The 18,536-nt window shown below is 45.0% G+C and carries 18 protein-coding genes; 14 read left to right on the top strand and 4 right to left on the bottom strand.

The annotated features are described in order from the left end of the window. Positions 1-111: 111 nt before the first annotated feature. The 3 genes from Q7C19_RS05485 to Q7C19_RS05475 are packed head-to-tail and all read left to right on the top strand — an operon-like array spanning position 112 to position 2,044. Positions 112-924, top strand: coding sequence for an MBL fold metallo-hydrolase (locus Q7C19_RS05485; RefSeq protein ID WP_308101667.1), 813 nt, complete (start codon positions 112-114; stop codon positions 922-924). Next, on the top strand, positions 921-1,415 hold the full coding sequence (locus Q7C19_RS05480) for an AAA family ATPase (RefSeq protein ID WP_375091845.1): 495 nt from the start codon (positions 921-923) through the stop codon (positions 1,413-1,415). Before Q7C19_RS05485 ends, Q7C19_RS05480 begins: the two co-directional genes overlap by 4 nt. Beyond that, a complete protein-coding gene (locus tag Q7C19_RS05475) occupies positions 1,412-2,044 on the top strand; it encodes an HAD hydrolase-like protein (RefSeq protein ID WP_308101666.1) in 633 nt (210 codons plus the stop codon). The genes Q7C19_RS05480 and Q7C19_RS05475 overlap by 4 nt, the downstream gene beginning before the upstream one ends. Before the next feature lie 42 nt (positions 2,045-2,086). On the opposite strand, the gene Q7C19_RS05470 is transcribed toward Q7C19_RS05475, so the two are convergent. Next, the gene (locus Q7C19_RS05470; RefSeq protein ID WP_035407564.1) at positions 2,087-3,472 is read right to left on the bottom strand and encodes an MFS transporter; all 1,386 of its coding nucleotides are present in this window, start codon (positions 3,470-3,472) and stop codon (positions 2,087-2,089) included. 324 nt (positions 3,473-3,796) lie between these two features. Here Q7C19_RS05470 and Q7C19_RS05465 point away from each other — a divergent pair, with 324 nt between their 5' ends. Continuing rightward, positions 3,797-4,138 carry a hypothetical protein gene (locus tag Q7C19_RS05465; RefSeq protein ID WP_056061795.1) on the top strand — a complete coding sequence of 114 codons (342 nt, stop codon included), beginning with the start codon at positions 3,797-3,799 and terminating at the stop codon, positions 4,136-4,138. A 559-nt stretch (positions 4,139-4,697) separates the two neighbouring features. On the opposite strand, the gene Q7C19_RS05460 is transcribed toward Q7C19_RS05465, so the two are convergent. Continuing rightward, positions 4,698-5,408, bottom strand: a complete 711-nt coding sequence (locus Q7C19_RS05460; RefSeq protein WP_035407572.1) for a GntR family transcriptional regulator — start codon at positions 5,406-5,408, stop codon at positions 4,698-4,700. 166 nt (positions 5,409-5,574) lie between these two features. Between Q7C19_RS05460 and Q7C19_RS05455 the strand changes: the two genes are divergently transcribed. From Q7C19_RS05455 to Q7C19_RS05445, 3 genes are all read left to right on the top strand, one after another. Next, a complete protein-coding gene (locus Q7C19_RS05455; protein ID WP_313586827.1) occupies positions 5,575-7,467 on the top strand; it encodes a beta-glucoside-specific PTS transporter subunit IIABC in 1,893 nt (630 codons plus the stop codon). A gap of 24 nt (positions 7,468-7,491) precedes the next feature. Then, positions 7,492-8,949, top strand: a complete 1,458-nt coding sequence (gene bglA / locus Q7C19_RS05450) for a 6-phospho-beta-glucosidase BglA (protein ID WP_056061789.1) — start codon at positions 7,492-7,494, stop codon at positions 8,947-8,949. Between the two features lie 102 nt (positions 8,950-9,051). Then, a complete protein-coding gene (locus Q7C19_RS05445; RefSeq protein WP_290773972.1) occupies positions 9,052-9,609 on the top strand; it encodes a ribonuclease FAU-1 family protein in 558 nt (185 codons plus the stop codon). 16 nt (positions 9,610-9,625) lie between these two features. Here Q7C19_RS05445 and Q7C19_RS05440 read toward each other — a convergent pair whose 3' ends face one another. Then, positions 9,626-10,837, bottom strand: a complete 1,212-nt coding sequence (locus Q7C19_RS05440) for an MFS transporter (RefSeq protein WP_290773969.1) — start codon at positions 10,835-10,837, stop codon at positions 9,626-9,628. A gap of 130 nt (positions 10,838-10,967) precedes the next feature. Between Q7C19_RS05440 and Q7C19_RS05435 the strand changes: the two genes are divergently transcribed. The 5 genes from Q7C19_RS05435 to Q7C19_RS05415 all read left to right on the top strand — a co-directional run bounded on the left by Q7C19_RS05435 (position 10,968) and on the right by Q7C19_RS05415 (position 14,855). Beyond that, a complete protein-coding gene (locus Q7C19_RS05435) occupies positions 10,968-11,540 on the top strand; it encodes a GNAT family N-acetyltransferase (RefSeq protein ID WP_290773965.1) in 573 nt (190 codons plus the stop codon). 80 nt (positions 11,541-11,620) lie between these two features. Then, entirely contained in the window at positions 11,621-12,727 is a 1,107-nt protein-coding gene (locus Q7C19_RS05430; RefSeq protein ID WP_375091844.1) for a type I restriction endonuclease, read from the top strand. Positions 12,728-12,885: 158 nt separating this feature from the next. Next, complete coding sequence (locus tag Q7C19_RS05425) at positions 12,886-13,104, top strand: AbrB/MazE/SpoVT family DNA-binding domain-containing protein (RefSeq protein WP_035407592.1); 219 nt, start codon at positions 12,886-12,888, stop codon at positions 13,102-13,104. 26 nt (positions 13,105-13,130) lie between these two features. Next, complete coding sequence (locus Q7C19_RS05420; protein ID WP_035407594.1) at positions 13,131-13,631, top strand: cation:proton antiporter regulatory subunit; 501 nt, start codon at positions 13,131-13,133, stop codon at positions 13,629-13,631. A gap of 3 nt (positions 13,632-13,634) precedes the next feature. Then, positions 13,635-14,855: a cation:proton antiporter gene (locus tag Q7C19_RS05415; RefSeq protein WP_035407596.1), complete on the top strand. Its 1,221-nt coding sequence runs from the start codon at positions 13,635-13,637 to the stop codon at positions 14,853-14,855. Positions 14,856-14,908: 53 nt separating this feature from the next. On the opposite strand, the gene Q7C19_RS05410 is transcribed toward Q7C19_RS05415, so the two are convergent. Further along, positions 14,909-15,433, bottom strand: coding sequence for a dihydrofolate reductase family protein (locus Q7C19_RS05410; protein ID WP_035407598.1), 525 nt, complete (start codon positions 15,431-15,433; stop codon positions 14,909-14,911). A gap of 82 nt (positions 15,434-15,515) precedes the next feature. Between Q7C19_RS05410 and Q7C19_RS05405 the strand changes: the two genes are divergently transcribed. Continuing rightward, complete coding sequence (locus tag Q7C19_RS05405; RefSeq protein ID WP_375091843.1) at positions 15,516-16,424, top strand: helix-turn-helix transcriptional regulator; 909 nt, start codon at positions 15,516-15,518, stop codon at positions 16,422-16,424. Positions 16,425-16,480: 56 nt separating this feature from the next. Then, on the top strand, positions 16,481-18,496 hold the full coding sequence (locus Q7C19_RS05400) for a Na+/H+ antiporter (RefSeq protein WP_035407603.1): 2,016 nt from the start codon (positions 16,481-16,483) through the stop codon (positions 18,494-18,496). Positions 18,497-18,536 lie beyond the last annotated feature (40 nt).

Raw genomic sequence — 18,536 nt, 5'->3', positions numbered from 1 at the left:
ATACATGTTCATTTCGGCGAGCGCATCTTAATCCCTAGATTCAATCCCTATAATTGGAATATGTTATGATATATCAGGAAAATCATTTACGAATTGGAAAGGAATGATGATATGGAAACCATCATCTGTACGACGTGTGGTGTCGAACAAATCAATCCGCATCGCGAAACGTGTCCGATTTGCTTAGAAGAACGACAGTATGTCAATCCGACCGGTCAAACATGGACGACACTCGCTGCCATGCAAGCGTCAGGAACGTACCAAAATATCATTATGGACGACGGAGCAGGTGTCTATGCGATTCAGACGACACCAGCATTCGGCATCGGTCAAACGGCATATCTCGTCCAAGGAAAATCGTTTAACCTGTTATGGGACTGCATTACATATCTTGATTCCGCAACGAAAGAGCAGCTTGACGAATTAGGCGGGCTTCAGGCGATCGCTTTATCACATCCGCATTATTACGCGACACAAGTCGAATGGGCAGAGGCTTTTGACGTACCGATCTATATTCATGAAGACGATGCGTCGTTCGTGACGCGACCAAGTGAGCGCATCGTATTCTGGAGTGGTGAACGCTTGGAGTTAACGGAAGATTTGATGTTACATCGCGTCGGTGGTCACTTCAAAGGAGCAGTCATCTGTGAACGAAAAGATGCGTCAGCAGGACTTTTGTTGACAGGAGACATCATTCGAATCGTTGCCGATCGGGCATGGGTCAGTTTCATGTACAGTTATCCGAATATGATTCCGCTTCCTGCAAAGACGGTCGCGCGCATGGCAGAAACGATACGCCCGCTTCGCTTTGAAAAATTATATGACGCCTTTTATCGGAAGATCGAAACCGGTGCGTCTGAAGCTGTAGCGCGCTCTGCAGAGCGGTACATTGCTGCCTTGAACGGAGACTGGTTCACGACATGAAGTCGCGCTTGATCGTCATCCGTGGAAACTCCGGTAGTGAAAAAACGACGCTAGCTAAGGCATTACGATCGGTCTTACCGGATAGTATCCTGTTTTCGCAAGATGTCATCCGTAGAGAAATGTTGAACGTAAAAGATGGACCAGGAAATCCGACGATTCGCTGGATCGAGGAGTTGGTTGGACTTGCTGACGGACGTCATGCGACGATTCTGCTAGAAGGAATTCTCGCACAGGATTGGTACGGTGAGATGATTGACCGGTTGGAACGACGCTTTACTTCACGGTACGTGGCATATTATTTTGACGTTTCATTCGAAGAAACCGTCCGTCGCCACGCAATGCGCCAGCCGACGGAGTTTTCTGAGACGGATATGAAACGCTGGTGGATTGATCAGGATCACCGCCCGACGGATCGTCTGATTGCTGAGGATAGATCCATAGAAGCCATGATTCAGATAATAAAGCGTGAGCAGATAGGAGAGAGTCAATGACACACTATATTTTTGACATGGATGGAACATTGTTTCAAACAAATGCTGTGCTTGCGCATACGTTAGAAGAGGTCTTTCATGAATTGCGTCAGACGGGGCGCTGGGAAGGAGAGACTCCACTCGCGCTCTATCAGAAGATCATGGGCGTCTCGCTACCGAAAGTATGGGAGACATTACTTCCGGATTTTTCAGCCGCAGACCAACAGGTTGTGGATCAAAAGTTTCGACATAGCTTAGAGCAGGCAGTCAAGTCCGGGCATGGTTGTCTATATCCAGGAACGGTCGAGTTGCTCGCTCGTTTGAAACAAGCGGGTCACTCGGTCTATATCGCTAGTAACGGGTGGCCGTCCTACCTATCAGCGATCGTAACGACGTATGGTCTTGAGGCGTATATCGATCATGTCTATAGCATTGAAGACATTCGTTCCGGTGATAAATCAGCACTCGTACGAGAGATTTGTAAGACGCACGATATCTCGTCCGGATACGTCGTCGGTGACCGTTTGTCCGATTTCAAAGCAGCGCAAGCGAACGGACTAGTAGCAATCGGTTGCCAGTTCGATTTTGCGCAAGAGCAGGAACTCGTAGTTGCGGACCGAATCGTAACAGAGCTGAGTGCTGTCTACTAAAAAGAGCCATCTTCTGCGGAAGACGGCTCTTACTTGTAGCAATTATTCTGCCCACCAGAGGGCATCGTCTGGTTTTTTTGCGATCGACGCGACTTCTTTTTCACTCGATACAGTCGGATGCGATCCTTTAAGTGCTTTACCGGCTGTATTTTTAAAGAGGAAGAAGAACGTGACGAACCCGATGACGCTGACTGCCGTTAGATAGAAAGCAGGAGCGAGCGGATTTTGCGTCTCATGGACGAGCCAAGTCGAAACGAGTGGCGTCGTTCCACCGAAGATCGAGACCGAGACATTGAACGTCACGGATAGTGTCCGGTAGCGGACATCCGTATAGAAGATACTTGGTAGCAGACTTGGCATCGTTCCTTCAAAGATCGCCAAGAAGAATCCGAGGATGAAGATTCCGATTCCGACGAACAAGAGTGGTTTAAGACCAATCAAGAAGAACGACAGGATCGAAAGCAACGATAGTCCTGCTAACGCGAAGAGGACGATATTGCGATTGCCTTTTTTATCACTTAGTTTTCCGAAGAAATAAGCGAGTGGAATCATGATCACCATGACACCGGTGATGAGAATCGTACTTGTCGAACTTGACATACCAATGACTTCATCAAGGTATGATGGCATGTAGGACAAGAGCATATAGTTCGTAATGTTGAAGAACGCGACAGCAATGAAACAAAGGATGATATCACGCTTATGATCGCGTAAGATTTCGCGGAATGTCGCGGGTTCTTCTGTATTTTCATTAATCTCATTTTCGAAGATTGGCGACTCATCCAAATGACGACGTAAATAGAGACCGAATAAACCGAGTGGTGCTCCAAGGATGAATGGAATCCGCCATCCCCAAGATGCCATTTGATCATCTGATAAAGTGACAAAAAGTGTTGTAGCAAGTAATGAGGCAAGAATGTACCCACCGAGTGTTCCGATTTCAAGACCACTTCCAAGAGCACTCCGTTTGTTATCAGGTGACGACTCGGCAATGTAGACCATTGCTCCGGCATATTCTCCGCCAGTCGAGAACCCTTGTAAGATGCGGGCTAATAGTAAAAGGATGGGTGCCCAAATTCCAATTTGATCGTAGGTCGGTAATAATCCGATGATAAGCGTTGAACCGGCCATCATAACAATTGTCGTCGTTAAGACGACCTTCCGTCCAAGTCGATCTCCGATGCGTCCAAAGACGATTCCGCCGATTGGTCGCATTAAAAAAGCGATCGCAAAGGTCGCAAAAGTAAAGACAAGCTTCAGTTCATCATTTTCAACAGCGCTAAAGAAGTTTTGACTGATGATGATTGCGAGATAGGAATAAAGACCAAAATCGAACCATTCCATCGCATTCCCAATTCCGGTCGCGTAGACACTCTTTTTGGTTTGCTGCATGTCAACGACATTGACTTTTTCTTTTCTGAATTTCATAAGTTCTGTTCACTCCCTTTGATAAGTTTGTATCGTACCATAGGGAGAAATGAAGTCAAGTTACCAATGGGCTTAACCAATTGAAAATGACTGAAAACGGCTCTATGCCGGGGGTTGTCAAACCGTTGATGCTCTAAGGACGAACAGGGGTGTGCATTTTTTATGAAAAAAATTGAATTTTTTTTAGATGTTTTCTTAAAATCGAAACTATTTTCATGTGTTTTCATAATTTAAAAAATCAGTAATCCGCCTATAGAAGGAGGGCAGGAGGACCATATTTTGGTAAGTTAAAAATGCAGATGGAAAAGTGAAGGAGGAGTACATATGAAAAAGAAATGGATCGCAATCCTGGTTATCGGTCTCATTGTAATAATCGGTGGTTGGTATGTCAGTTTTCAAGAATCACAAGTATCCGGTTTTCCGGTGCCGCGATTTGCTACGGCAATTGAAAAACAAGGTGAGTGGAAGATCAAAACTCGACTTGTCTCGGAAACCGATGGACCGGGTTTACTGTATGGAACTCGGATCCGACAAGCCGGTTGGGAAGAACTCGATCGTGAAGGCGCAACAGCGTGGTATGAAAAAGACGGGAAAGTGGTTGCCTTGACGACGTTTGATGGGGAACTGTACCTCGAAAATTCTAGTAAAGAAGAGATTCGATTATAAAATCACAAAATGAGGACATGATTGGATCATTGCTGTAAGAACTTCAAAAGGATTGCATGGCACTGGCTCATGCAATCCTTTTTGTTTTAATCGTCTTTAGAAGAGGAGAGTTGTTTATGGGTCTTAGAATCATAAATTTTATAGGAAATCGGGAACTGATGATTCTTCGTTGAAATGACGCGACAATAATAGGGCACGTCTTCTCCGTACGCTCCTAATTCCGGATTTTCTAGGAAGGTGAAATCCTCATAATCCTCTGTTGAGTCGAAAATAATAGAAATGGAGTGAGTCTTACCCGAGTTTTCCTCTACATAACAGTCACCTTTGATGACAGCATGGTTCTTGAAAACGATCTGCGTAAGGCTAGGAACCGTCCAGTAGAGTAGTCCAACTCCAAATAACGTGATCAAGATGAATTGAAGTTTGGTTTTAAATGATTCTGTTGAGTCTTTCCATGTACTAATCGTAAAAAAACGCCGCCAAAAAGTGTAATGATTCCGAGGATGAGCATTCCATAGTATTGAATAAGTTCACCATTCATTCAAGTTTGCTCCGTTCCTCATAAATATAGTCCGTTCGCCTGGACGACGAAGTGTGAATGTTCGTAGTGGTAGGTTATGACGGAATAGTCGAACGGACGACCATTCGTTAAGTGAAAGACTGTCTCGATCGTCAATCCAGGATCGCCCTCGGCGAGATCCAGATGACGAGCCGTCTCTGCGCTTAATTTCCCGACGTGCATGTACATATCCGAGAATCCAATGTTCAATTGGAGTGCTGTCTCTAAGTATTCGAAGATCGATTGTTCGACGATTTCGCGATTTAAGTACGGAACGATCGATTGACGATAATAAGACTCTTCGAGACAGAGGATTTTGCCGTCAATGAAACGGATTCGCTTAACGTAATAGACTGTCTCACCCGATTCGATCCCAAGATTCTTCGCGATATTATCCGTTGCATCGATTGGTTCGAGTACGAGAACAGTTGACTCAATCGTATGACCGACGAGATTCTGCTTGAATCCTTGAGTCGAGAACAGTCGAATATAGCCGGTCCGATTCGTCTTACGGACAAAAATCCCGCTTCCACGGACTTGAAAGATGATGCCTTTTCGTTCAAGCAATTCGAGTGATTTTGTCATCGTCGTTTTACTGACGGCGAACTGCCGGATTAGTTCTTCGAGGATGGGTAGTTTGTCTCCTTGCTTTAACTCATGTTTTTCTATGTATTGCTCGATTTCATCGGCAGTTTGCTGGTATTTCAGCATAGGACACCTTCTTTTCTCACGAACTGATTTCTAATGTGAGTTTAGCATATTATTGATGTCTCCAAAATAGAATAGTTAATTAAATTATTTATGTATTGATTAATTGTGCATGTACAATTAAAATGAAAGGGTATTCAACGCGTCATATTCAGGGGAGGTACACAATATGGGCAAGGTTCGCGATTATCAAAAACTGGCGCACTCGATTTTAGAAGCGGTCGGAGGAGAAGAGAATATCATCAGTGCTGTTCGATGCGCTACACGACTTCGTCTTGTCTTAAAACGTTCAGATCCAGTAGCCAAAGAAACGGTCAGTGCATTACCTGGCGTCATTACGGTCGTTGAGTCTGGCGGGCAATTTCAAATCGTCATTGGTCAACACGTTGGAGAAGTCCATCAAGAATTTGTGAAACTCGTCGATCTAGAGCAACCGGACACGGAAGAGGCACCGAAAGGGACGGTCCTTAACCGAATCATAGCGACGATGTCAGCCGTTTTTGCACCGTTCGTTTATATCTTAGCTGCAGCAGGGATTCTGCAGGGAACATTGATTTTAGCGACACTTGCTTTTCCGGCATTCGCGAAGACGGGCACTTATGAAGTCTTCAGCTTTATCTCGTGGGCGCCTTTTACATTCTTGCCAATTTTCATTGCCATCACGGCAGCGAACCATTTTAAAGTCAATGCATTCATTGCCGTTGCGTGTAGTGCGGCACTGGTCAGTCCAACGTGGGCAGACATCGCGGCGCGCATTACTGCAGGTGAATCCATCACGTTTCTAGGAATTGCTTTATCCGGAACAACTTATACATCATCGGTCTTACCTCCATTATTCCTCGTCTGGATTTTGTCCTACGTCGAACGATTCCTGAACAAGACGATCCACGAAGTCGTTCGTCCATTGTTCGTGCCATTCTTTAGTATGGTGTTGATGGTTCCATTCACGATTCTCTTGATCGGACCAATTACGACACTTGGTGCAGAAGGGATTGCAAATGGGTATAACTACTTAGCAGAGAATGCTCCTGCGGTCGCTGGTCTGATCATTGGTGGCTTCTGGCAAGTCATCGTCATCTTCGGTGTCCACTGGGGTGTCACGCCGATGGTGCTTGCGAACTTCGAACAATATGGTCGTGATTCATTCCAGGCGTACCAAACGATTGCCGTCATCGCTCAAATCGGTGCTGTCATCGGCGTCATCTTGAAAGCACGCAACAAAGAAACAAAAAAAGTCGGTGTCTCAGCAGGACTAACAGGTATCTTCGGCATTACAGAACCAGCCATCTATGGTGTGACGCTTCGTTTTAAGAAACCGTTCATCTACGGTTGTATCTCTGGTGCGATCGGCGCCGTCACGGCGAGTTTCTTTAAACCGTATTACTTTGCTTACGCCGGATTACCGGGACCATTGACGCTCGTCAATGGAATCGATTCCGACTACCCGTCGTCCATCATCGGTTTATTGATTGGAACAGCGATTGCCTTGATCCTGCCGATTGTCTTGATTCAAGTATTCGGTTTCGGTGAACAAGCATCACCTGTCGTCGCAACGGAAACGACAGCGACCCCTGTTGCTGAACAAGAAGTCAGTGCGACACTAACGAACGAAGAGACGCTGCGTGCACCGCTTGAAGGAACAATCGTTGCCTTATCGGATGTACCGGATCCCGTCTTTGCTTCGGGGGCAATGGGTCAGGGAGTAGCGATTCGTCCAACTGGCAATGTGGTAACCGCACCATTTGATGGGACTATCGTCATGATTGCCCCGTCCGGTCACGCAATCGGGCTACGGTCAACGACTGGCGTCGAAGTTTTGATCCATGTCGGTCTCGAGACGGTGATGCTCGACGGTAAACCGTTCACGTTACACGTCAAAGAAGGTGAAGCTGTGACGACCGGTGACCGCTTGTTGACGTTTGATGCGACAGCAATTGAAGCGCATGGACTCGAGACGATTACGCCGATCATCATCACGAACACCCAAAGTTATGCGCAAATCTTACCGACGGACGAGACCGTCACGACGGCAAACACACAGATTTTAACGATCATCAAGTAAGAGAAATAGAAGGAGGACATGAAGATGAAGACATTACCAAACGATTTTCTATGGGGCGGTGCGCTAGCAGCGCATCAATTTGAGGGTGGCTGGAACGCTGGTGGCAAAGGACCGAGTGTCGTTGATGTATTGACGGCAGGAGCACACGGCGTCGCACGACGTATCACGGATCAGGTAGAGGAGAATGAATTCTATCCGAATCACGAGGCGATTGATTTTTATCACCGTTATAAAGAAGATATCGCGCTGTTCGCTGAAATGGGACTGAAGTGCCTTCGGACATCGATCGGTTGGAGCCGGATTTTCCCGAACGGAGACGAAGCTGAACCGAACGAAGAAGGACTGAAGTTTTATGATGACGTCTTTGACGAACTACTCAAATACGGTATCGAACCAATCATTACGTTGTCACATTTTGAGATGCCGCTTCACCTTGCGCGTGAATATGGCGGTTTCCGTAATCGGAAAGTGGCATTTTTCTTCGAGAAATTCGCAGAAGTCTGTTTCACGCGCTATAAAGACAAGGTCAAGTACTGGATGACGTTCAATGAGATCAATAACAAGATGGATGTCAGCAATCCACTGTTCCTCTGGACGAATTCAGGTGTCCTCCTCGATCCGGAAGAGAACGCGATGGAAGTCATGTATCAAACGGGACATCATGAATTGCTCGCAAGTGCGCTTGCCGTCGCAAAAGGGAAAGCGATCAACCCAGACTTCGAGATCGGGGCAATGGTTTCGCACGTGCCAATCTATCCGTACTCATCGCACCCGGAAGATATTCTACTTGCTGAGACATCGATGCGTCAGCGTTACTTCTTCCCGGATGTTCAAGTCCGTGGTTATTATCCGTCTTACGCATTGAATGAGTTCAAACGAGAAGGATATGACATTCCAATCTTAGACGGTGATGCGGAGATTCTTCGTAACGGAACGGTCGACTATCTCGGATTCAGTTACTACATGTCGACGACTGTCAAACATGATGCCGTCGTCAATAATACAGGTAACATCGTTAACGGTGGTCTCGCACAAGGTGTTGAGAATCCGTACATCCAGTCGAGTGACTGGGGCTGGGCGATTGATCCGGTTGGTCTTCGATACGCGATGAATCGTCTCTATGACCGCTACCAGATTCCGTTGTTCATCGTCGAGAACGGCTTTGGTGCGATTGATACAATCGAGGATGGTCAGATTCATGACACGGCGCGAATCGATTACTTGCGTGCGCATATCGAAGCGTTCAAAGCAGCCGTCCTCGAAGATGGTGTTGAGTTGATTGGGTATACGCCGTGGGGCGTCATCGACATCGTCTCCTTTACGACGGGGGAAATGAAAAAACGCTACGGTATGATTTACGTCGACCGAGATAACGAAGGCAACGGATCGATGGAACGGATGAAGAAGGATTCGTTTGACTGGTATCGTCACGTCATTGAGACGAATGGTACTGCGTTACACAGTTCAGAGACAGCAAAATGATGAAGCAAGGGGTAACGGAAAAATCCGTTGCCTCTTTTTTTAAGGATTGGAATGAAAAAGAGACGGGGTATGGCACACTAAAGAAAAACGGAGGATAAATAGATGATCAAAAAACGATATGCTGATCGGCGTGACTGGCGTCGCATCACACAACGACACTATGTTCAAGAACAGGTCGAGAATGAAGTGTTTCAAGGGCAAGTGACGCTTCTTCAACTTATTGAAGTCGCTTCACCATTAGACGTCCGTTATGGCGACGAAACGATTCAAATCGCTGACGCTGGTTACGTTTGGGTACAACAATTTCCAAGTGATGCACATTATGCCGTGACCTCGATGTTTGATGCTTCAGGTCAGTTGGTACAAACCTATATTGATATCTGCCTTCGTACTGGAATGGAAAACGGACGTGTCTACTGGGACGATCTGTTTCTCGATCTGATCGTTTTGCCATCGGGAGAAGTCTTATTAGTCGATGCGGACGAACTGGAAGCAGCGCAGGAGCAAGGGATTATCTCAGAAGCGGAATACACGCTTGCTTGGGTGGAAGCTAAACAATTGCAGAAACAACTACAAAATGGAACTTTTCTGCTCGTCACACACGCAGAAGTGATAAAAGAACGGCTAGAACAGCAATTTAAACAGGGAACACCGCGCTGACGGGATTCCCTGTTTTTTAGGCGTGTCGTTCTGCTTCAACTTCGTTCGTCGTAAAGTACCGTTGCTTGCTCGGGAGGAGAACCAATCCGAGAAAACAGATTGTCACCAACACGAGCAAACCAGCGAACAGGATCGTACTGAAGCGAAACGACCAAATATCGCCGAGTAGACCAATGCTGACGATCGCTAGAATCTGGAGCAGACTGACGCCGACACCGTAAAGACTCGTAAAGCGTCCCATCAAATGAAGCGGAATATTCGTCTGTTGGAACGTCAGAAAACCGGTTCCTGCAAATGCGTGGAAACATCCGAGCAACAAGAAACCAGTACAGACGATTGAAAACGAATTTGCACTTGCGTACAGCATATAACCGATAGCGACAAACGTATAGCCAATCGTCAGCATCATCCGAACGGAAAGGGTTTTAGCGTAGCGAGCGACGATCCAGCTACCGGCAACAGAACCAATCCCCGTCAGGCTCATGAGTAAGCCGTAGTCGGTTTCTGATAAGCCGATGCTTCGCTGTAAAAAGACGACTTCTTGCGTATCGAGTGCAAGCGTCGCAATCATCATTAGCATCGCGAGGACATACAATCCAGTCACATAATGCGCGTCTTTACTGAACTGATAGACAAGCCGCCAATCGGATATAATGTCTTGCAGCCGCATCCCTCGTTCGACCGAAGCGGTAAAACGCGGCAAGCGCATCAGCAGAACAGCTGATCCGAAAAACGAGACAGCGTTGAGCCAAATGGCAACGTCGGCAGAAGCAACATAGAGCAATCCTCCAGCGAGAGCAGGACCAATCAAAAAGGCACCTGACGTGATCAGACTACGATAGGCATTAAATGATGTCCGGTCGTCTTTCGGTACAAGCGTCGTGATATAGGTTAAGGTCGCTGGTTCGACGATAGATTTAATGACGGCTAAGGCAAGCAAGTTGATGTAGAGCATGGATAGTGGTAGAAATGGCAAAATGCCAATCAAGATTGCACGGAGTAAATCGGTCTGAATCAATAAGCGACGTAAGTCGGATCGGTCGACCCAACTACCTGCGAACGACTTGATGACGAGAGAGACGACTGGACTGATGATCCAAAGCGTAGCAACAGCGGACGCGGAGCTGGTTAAGCGATAAATATAAACGTTAATCGCAACAAGATAAATGAAGTCACCGAACTGTGAAATACCGAGCGCACTTAAGAGCGTCCGTTCACGAGAAGACATGACAGCATCCTTTCTTACATCATTTTCCAATAGTATACCAGAAAATTCAGATAACGTTTTCATATATCTCTATACTTTTTAAGAAAGAGTGGGTATACTTGGAAAAAATCAAAGGAAGAAGGGTTCGATCATGTTAACGACCATCGATTTATATCAAGCTTTGCCTGTACTTGAAACGGAACGACTCCGTTTGCGACCAGTTCGCACAGAAGATGCAGCAGATATCTATGCCTATACGAAAGACGAAGAGACGGCGCGATATGTCAGCTGGTATGCCCATGAGACGCTCGCGGATTCGGAGAAATTCGTTGAATACATCCTCCGACAATACGAACAAGGTAATCCTGCACCTTGGGCTATCGAAGACAAAGCAAGCGGTCGAGTTATCGGCACGATTGATTTCATCAAAGTGTCGTTTGAGCAACACCAAGCAGAACTCGGTTATGCGCTGTCGCGCGACAACTGGGGAAAGGGTTTGATGCCGGAAGCAGCAGCGCGTCTTGTGCAGTACGGTTTCGAGACGCTCGGTCTTGAACGTATTCAAGCACGCTGTTTTGTTGCGAATGACGGATCAGCTCGTGTCATGGAAAAGATCGGCATGACATTTGAAGGCGTCTCTCGGAGTGCTTTGTACGTTAAAGAGCGTTTCTGGGATTTAAAGATTTATGCGATTATAAAAGAAGATTATATCAAAAGGAAATAATAGTTATTTTATTTTTAAAAGGATAAGTATTTATAATAGTGTATAATTAATGCAACTAATATTTATAAGGAGTGGAACAAATGGAAAACTTCGCATTGGAAATTCGAAATATTTCACAAAGAATAAATCAAATGAAAGATTCAATCTCTACTGAAGAAGCTACCAAGACTGCTCTAATTATGCCTTTTTTTCAAATGCTTGGATATGATGTATTTAATCCTGCAGAGTTCACTCCAGAATATATTGCAGATGTTGGAATAAAAAAAGGAGAAAAAGTAGATTATGCAATCATGAATCAAGGAATACCGACAATCTTAATTGAGGCAAAGTCTATAAAAGAACGTCTAACAAAACATGATTCTCAATTATTTAGATATTTTGGTACTACAAACGCAAAATTTGCAATACTAACTAACGGAGATGTTTATAGGTTTTACACAGATTTAGAAACACCAAATGTTATGGATTCAGTCCCGTTTTTTGAAATCACACTATCCGCAATAAAGGATAGTGATATAAAAGAACTTCAAAAGTTTAAGAAACAGGAATTTAATGTTGATACAATTCTTTCTACTGCTGAAGAACTTAAATATTTAAATGCTATAAAAGATCAGTTAAAAACCATTTCAGAAACTCCAAGTGATGATTTCATTAAAATGTTGATACAAGATTCGTATCAAGGAATTAAAACTCAAGCAGTAATTGATAAATTTAGACCTATTGTTCAAAAGTCTTTCAACCAGTTTATAAATGAAAGTTTGAATGAAAAACTTAAAAATGTTATCTCAGGCGAACAAGAAACAACAATAGATTCAATGGAAAGAAATGTAGAAAATCAAGAAATAACTGAAATTCATAATGACATTCCTATTCCTAAATCAATTGAAACTACTCAAGAAGAAATTGAAGGATACGCCACAGTAAAGGTTTTATTAGGATCTGCAATTGATAAAAATAGAATTTTTTATCGTGATAACGCCAGTTATTTTAATATTCTAATAGATGATAGTAATAGAAAATGGATTTGTCGTCTTCATTTAAATTCTGTAAATAATAAATACATTACTCTTAGAGATGAACCGAATATTCGAAATAAAATAGATCACGTTTACGAAATTGAAGATTTTAAGGATCGATTGATAAAAATCGTCGAAGATTTGATTAAACCAAAAATAAAAAGTGAATAAATATTAAAAAAATTCTCTGCATTCATTTTTTTGAATTCAGAGAATTTTTTTATTCAAAGCAAAATACTCGGAATAAGTTTAGAAACATGTTAAACTGGAAATAAGAAAAGTAAGGAAGTAAGGAATACAAGAAAAACACAGGAAGAAGGAAGTTCGTAATGGAGCTATCAAAGTTAACGTCAAAAGGACAGATCACCATTCCTAAAAAAATTAGGCAAGCCTTGCAAGTGGAGGAAGGAGATCGCGTGGCATTCATTGAGGAGGACGGATTTGTCATCATGGCGAAAGCGGATTTGAAACAGCTGCATGATCTTCAAGATATATTGAGTGATGAGACGTTCAAGGCACTCATCCACAAAGCGAATCACCATTTGTAAAATTTAAAAATAGGAGGAAATATAACATGGATATGCGAGAAGTAGATTTACCAGGAATCGGACGGAAGTTCGAAGGCATCACGACACGAGGAGATAAGGTGGTCGTCATCGTTCACGACGACGGACGTCGAGAGGTCCATCATTATGATGACGATGATTTTGATGAGAGCATCTCGAGTGTGACGTTTAATGACGCAGAAGCTCGTCAAATGGCAGGAATTCTCGGAGGACTGTCCTATAAGCCGAAAGATCTCGAGAAAATCGAATTAGCATTTGATGATCTTGTGATCGAATGGTTTAAAGTTGGTCAGGATTCAAAAGTCAACAATCAAACGATTGGGGAACTCGATATCCGCAACCAGTACGATATCTCGATTATTGCCGTGCTCAAGCATGACCGTTCAAAATCGCTGAATCCTGGACCAGAAACGCGTCTTGAAGTGGGAGATACGATCGTCTTATCAGGTGAGCGTCAAAACGTCCGTCACATCACGAAAGCATTATTCTCAATCGAAGGAGGCGGATAATATATGGATCATCTCATATTTGAAGTCGGTACCGCGCTTATCTTAGTGGCGATCGCGGCGTTGCTCGCGAACAAACTTAACTTCTCGATCATTCCGTTTTTAATTGTTTTAGGAATGATTGTTGGACCGCACGCTCCGACAATCGGGATACTAGACTTCAAGTTCATCGAAAGTGCTGAGTTCATCAGTTTTCTCGGACGAATCGGCGTCCTGTTCCTTTTATTCTATCTCGGACTCGAGTTCTCGATTGGTAAATTGATCCGGTCTGGGAAATCAATCGTTACGAGTGGAACGATTTATTTATCCATTAACTTTACGGGTGGTCTACTCTATGGATTCATCGCCGGGTTCCCACTTTACGAAGTGTTGATCATCGCTGGAATCATCACGATTTCCTCGAGTGCGATCGTCGCAAAAGTCTTAGTCGACTTACGTCGGACTGGTAATACGGAGACAGAATTGATCCTTGGAATCATTATGTTCGAGGATATTTTCCTAGCAGTTTACTTGTCTGTTTTATCTGGACTCTTGCTTGGTGACGGAACAACCTTAATGTCTTCTGTCACATCGATTTTGATTGCTCTTGGGTATATGTTGTTGTTCTTCATCATTGCTCGAAAAGCGACACCACTCTTGAACAAAATGCTAAAAATCGCTTCGGATGAAGTCTTCATCATCGTTGTCTTTGCTGCCCTGTTCTTCGTTGCTGGTTTTTCGGAAACGATTCATGTCGCAGAAGCAATTGGTGCCTTGTTACTCGGTCTCGTTTTCTCGGAAACCGATCAAGGAGAGCGGATCGAACATCTTGTCGTCCCGTTCCGTGACTTCTTCGGTGCCATCTTCTTCTTTAGTTTCGGATTGAGTATCGATCCAACGATGCTCTTAGATGCTGTCTGGCTCGCACTTGGTGCCGTCGTCATCACGATTGTCGGAAACTATGTCGCGGGAATGATTGCAGGACGTAAAGCAGGACTTTCGCATAAAGCTTCATCGAACATCGGCTTGACGATCGTCTCGCGCGGGGAGTTCTCGATCATCGTCGCGAATCTCGGAATCGCCGGTGGATTGATGGATATCTTGTCACCATTTTCGGCTCTGTACGTCTTGATTCTCGCGATTCTCGGACCACTGATGACAAAGGAATCGAAACGCATTTACAACGTCATGAATAAAATCTTCAAATGGACGGAACCGAAAGAGAAAAAGACAAAGAAAAATGCGTAATACGATGTAAACGAACAGCCAGTTCGGATTTCTCGAACTGGCTGTTGTTTTGTTTAAGTCAAGACATCATATGTCGCCATCAGGAATTGTCCCGATTGACGACTGTCCTTCAAGTGAAGATTCGTTTCAACGGTTCCTTCTGGAAATAACGGGATACCCGTTCCGAGAATGACAGGGGCCATCGCGAGTTCGATTGAACTGACGCACTGTAACCGTAGCGCTTCTTGAATCAATTCGCCGCCACCAACAAGCCAGACCTTGCCATCAATTGTCGGTGTGATCCGCTCAAGTAATTGATCGAGCGGTTCATCCGTATAGGTGACCGTCTCTGACGTTCGTTGCGTCCGGCTGTAAATATAACTTGGAATATCCGCGTATGGATACGTCTCGCTGAGTTGAAGGACTTCCTCATACGTTTTTCGACCCATGATGACGGCACCAATCTGTTCATAAAAAGTTTGATAGCCATTATCACCGTCTCCAGCAACAGCAAATAACCAGTCGAGGGAACCATCGTGTCTAGCAATTTTTCCATCAAGACTACAAGCGATATACAGTACGGTCGTAGATTGAGACATTAAAATTCCTCCTTAGGATTTGTGTGACTTCATCTTAGCGTATAATGACGACAAAAGATGTCGTCATTTGAGGAGGAACTTTATGAATACGAGACAATGGCGTTTGGTCCGTTTATTAAACCGGGGGGAACACTTTTCTGCACGTATGCTAGCGGAAGAATGTAAGGTATCGATCCGGACGATTCAACGAGACATGACGGTTCTTGAAGCAAATGGTTATCCGATTTATAGTGAACCGGGCGTAGCCGGGGGCTACCGGATGCTGCCGCACCGGAATATGCCGCCACTCGTTTTGACAAATGAAGAGACGATTGTCTTGTTCATGCTACTCGAATGGGTCGGTCAGATTCCAGATTTTCCGTTCGGGACGATCCGCCAGGAAGTCGCTGAACGCTATGCGAACGAGTTACCGAAGATGACGGAGCAACAGATTGTAAAATGGAAAGACCGCTTTCGATTTAAAGCGGTCGATACACCACCGTCACCGCGAAATCCTGCGTTACTCGACCTTTTAGAGAGCGGACGTATGGGGAATATTCTCTATGAGACGACAAAAGGTCAAAAGTCGATCGTAGTGGATCCGATCGGCTTATCGTTCGAACACAATCGCTGGTATTTTTATGGACGGACTGACCGTGGATTTCGGCAGTTCCGTGTCGACCGAGTTCTAGGTGTATCGCTTCATGAGTTGCCTGCAACTGATTTGACCTTTTCTGATTTAGAAAAGAACATGACACATGTACCGATGACGACGGTGAAACTAGAATTAACTTCTTTAGGTGAACGAATGCTCGAAGGCATTTTACCTCTTCGTCGTGACCGAACATGGCAAATTCCGATTCGCGAGCTCACTTTTTTAGGACGACAATTGATGCGGCTAGGTCCGGAAGTTCGAGTCCTTGAACCGCAGGATCTCCGCGAACAATTGATTCGTCAAGCAGAAAAAATGATCGCTGTGCAACAGTCCGATAAGCCGTTCGGACAGAATTGATCAAAAAACTATGTTACGATATAGCTAGAAAGAAACAATAGAGGAAGGGGTCTTCCATGGAAACACTATCACTGATTTTATTGATGCTTGCGCTCATCTTACTGACGCAAGTCGTCGGACATTACATCCGTTTCATCCCAACGGCTTTGATCCAAATCATTGCCGGAACCGTCGCCGCTCTCCTGATGAGTGGCTTGACGATTGAGGTCGAATCCGAATGGTTCCTCCTGTTATTTATTGCTCCGTTACTTTATAACGATAGCTCTCACTTTCCGCGCGAAGATTTGTGGCGGATGCGCACAGCGATCTTCGGTAATGCAATCATCCTCGTCTTATTGACGACGATCGTCGGAGGATACTTCATCAATTGGTTGATTCCGGTCATTCCAGTTGCTGCTGCGTTTGCCTTAGCCGCAATCTTATCGCCAACGGATCCAATTGCCGTCAACGGAATTGCAAAACGTGTCCAGATTCCAGAACAAATCTTGACACTCGTTCGCGGAGAATCGCTGATCAATGATGCATCGGGATTAGTCGCGTTCAGTTATGCTGTTGCCGCTGTTGTCACGGGTTACTTCTCGATTCAGAGTGCGACAACAGAGTTCTTTTACATGTTCTTCGTTGGAGCCTTGATCGGATTGTTGATTTCGCTCACGATGAACTTTCTCAAGGTACGCTTGCGTCGAGCGGGTATTGAAGATGTCGTCTTCTACGCTTTACTGCAAATCCTGACACCATTTATCATCTTCTTCGTTGCTGAAGAAGGATTTCATGCATCAGGCGTCATCGCCGTCGTCACAGGTGGTATCTTGCATGCCTTGATCAAAGAACGAACAGAAACGTTCTTTGCGCAAGAGCAGACGTTGACGGATAACATCTGGACGATGATTGCGTATACGTTAAACGGGATTATCTTCTTATTGCTCGGTTTGACGTTGCCAGAAGCGACACGCGAGATTTTTGCGGATGACGCGATCAACAACTGGCGTCTCATGCTATATGTCATCGAAATCGGTTCATTCATTCTCGCGATCCGTCTCGTCTGGACGATGTTCTTCAATTGGTTCGATCATCGGTTCTTTAAAAAAGAGGACCGCGATCATCGTCGACCGTCCTTCAAACAAGATTTAATCACGACACTGGTCGGGGTTCGCGGAACGATCACGATGGTCGGGGTCTTGTCATTACCGTTCTTGACGGAGTCCGGCGAAGCCTTCCCGGAACGCTCATTGATTATCTTCCTTGCAGCGGGTGTCATCATCTATACGCTCGTTCTCGCGACGATTCTCTTACCGGTATTGAACCGTGGTGAGGCGGCAACGCCGATCGCACTCGACCTGAATGCCCAAAAACAACGGATGATTCGCCGGGCGATCTCAGAGATCAAACAAGTGACGGACGAAGACAATGCGGTCGTTGCGTTTGATTTGCTCAATGAGTATCATGTGATGCTCCGGTTGTTGCGCGCGCAGGAAAAAAGTCAAGAAGAGCTCGATCAATTCAATGATCAGTTGAAGGCACTTCGTCTTGAAGCCGTCCAGTGGGAAAAGGAAGAATCAAAACGTTTCGTCGCTGAGAACAAGGTGCCGGATCTGCTGAAAAAGGATGTTTTCCGCTCGATTGAAAATCGTCGCAAGGCGATCGGTAAGGATTCGCGTTTCCAGATCGTCCAGCCGATTCGTAAATTGTGGTGGAAACGGAAACGATCGAACATGTCGTCGGATGCGTTAATTCAAATGACGCAAGTCGAGCATGATCTGTATGAAAAGGTCATGGGCACAGTCATCGAACGTCTCGAGAATTGCCGCACGTCTTATCCACCAGACGTCGTTCAAAGTGTGCTTGAGTTCTATAAACGACTTCGTTTCAAACATACGCGTTGGTCATCACCAATCGGTGGCAAGGACGTCGATCAGCAGAAGGAAGAGCTCTGCTTGAAAGCCATCGAAGTCCAGCGTCTTGAAATCGCCAATATGTCAAAAGAAGGGGATCTCTCGAACGAAGAGGAGAAGGAGTTACGCCGCTTCATTCACTATATCGAGAGTGTCGTTCTCTACGAATACGTTGAATAATATTTAAAAAAAGACAAGAAGAGCAAACTTTTAATGCTCT

This window comes from Exiguobacterium sp. PHA03 (assembly GCF_041945985.1).
Lineage (GTDB): Bacteria > Bacillota > Bacilli > Exiguobacteriales > Exiguobacteriaceae > Exiguobacterium_A.
The sequence above is the reverse complement of the archived record's forward strand: the minus strand, read 5'-3'. Positions and strand labels throughout refer to the sequence as shown.

What these genes read in the sequence shown, in the direction of transcription:
- Q7C19_RS05485 (WP_308101667.1), top strand. Translation starts at nt 112, where the DNA reads ATGGAAACCATCATCTGTACGACGTGTGGTGTCGAACAAATCAATCCG.
- Q7C19_RS05480 (WP_375091845.1), top strand. Translation starts at nt 921, where the DNA reads ATGAAGTCGCGCTTGATCGTCATCCGTGGAAACTCCGGTAGTGAAAAA.
- Q7C19_RS05475 (WP_308101666.1), top strand. Translation starts at nt 1,412, where the DNA reads ATGACACACTATATTTTTGACATGGATGGAACATTGTTTCAAACAAAT.
- Q7C19_RS05470 (WP_035407564.1), bottom strand. Translation starts at nt 3,472, where the DNA reads ATGAAATTCAGAAAAGAAAAAGTCAATGTCGTTGACATGCAGCAAACC.
- Q7C19_RS05465 (WP_056061795.1), top strand. Translation starts at nt 3,797, where the DNA reads ATGAAAAAGAAATGGATCGCAATCCTGGTTATCGGTCTCATTGTAATA.
- Q7C19_RS05460 (WP_035407572.1), bottom strand. Translation starts at nt 5,408, where the DNA reads ATGCTGAAATACCAGCAAACTGCCGATGAAATCGAGCAATACATAGAA.
- Q7C19_RS05455 (WP_313586827.1), top strand. Translation starts at nt 5,575, where the DNA reads ATGGGCAAGGTTCGCGATTATCAAAAACTGGCGCACTCGATTTTAGAA.
- bglA (WP_056061789.1), top strand. Translation starts at nt 7,492, where the DNA reads ATGAAGACATTACCAAACGATTTTCTATGGGGCGGTGCGCTAGCAGCG.
- Q7C19_RS05445 (WP_290773972.1), top strand. Translation starts at nt 9,052, where the DNA reads ATGATCAAAAAACGATATGCTGATCGGCGTGACTGGCGTCGCATCACA.
- Q7C19_RS05440 (WP_290773969.1), bottom strand. Translation starts at nt 10,837, where the DNA reads ATGTCTTCTCGTGAACGGACGCTCTTAAGTGCGCTCGGTATTTCACAG.
- Q7C19_RS05435 (WP_290773965.1), top strand. Translation starts at nt 10,968, where the DNA reads ATGTTAACGACCATCGATTTATATCAAGCTTTGCCTGTACTTGAAACG.
- Q7C19_RS05430 (WP_375091844.1), top strand. Translation starts at nt 11,621, where the DNA reads ATGGAAAACTTCGCATTGGAAATTCGAAATATTTCACAAAGAATAAAT.
- Q7C19_RS05425 (WP_035407592.1), top strand. Translation starts at nt 12,886, where the DNA reads ATGGAGCTATCAAAGTTAACGTCAAAAGGACAGATCACCATTCCTAAA.
- Q7C19_RS05420 (WP_035407594.1), top strand. Translation starts at nt 13,131, where the DNA reads ATGGATATGCGAGAAGTAGATTTACCAGGAATCGGACGGAAGTTCGAA.
- Q7C19_RS05415 (WP_035407596.1), top strand. Translation starts at nt 13,635, where the DNA reads ATGGATCATCTCATATTTGAAGTCGGTACCGCGCTTATCTTAGTGGCG.
- Q7C19_RS05410 (WP_035407598.1), bottom strand. Translation starts at nt 15,433, where the DNA reads ATGTCTCAATCTACGACCGTACTGTATATCGCTTGTAGTCTTGATGGA.
- Q7C19_RS05405 (WP_375091843.1), top strand. Translation starts at nt 15,516, where the DNA reads ATGAATACGAGACAATGGCGTTTGGTCCGTTTATTAAACCGGGGGGAA.
- Q7C19_RS05400 (WP_035407603.1), top strand. Translation starts at nt 16,481, where the DNA reads ATGGAAACACTATCACTGATTTTATTGATGCTTGCGCTCATCTTACTG.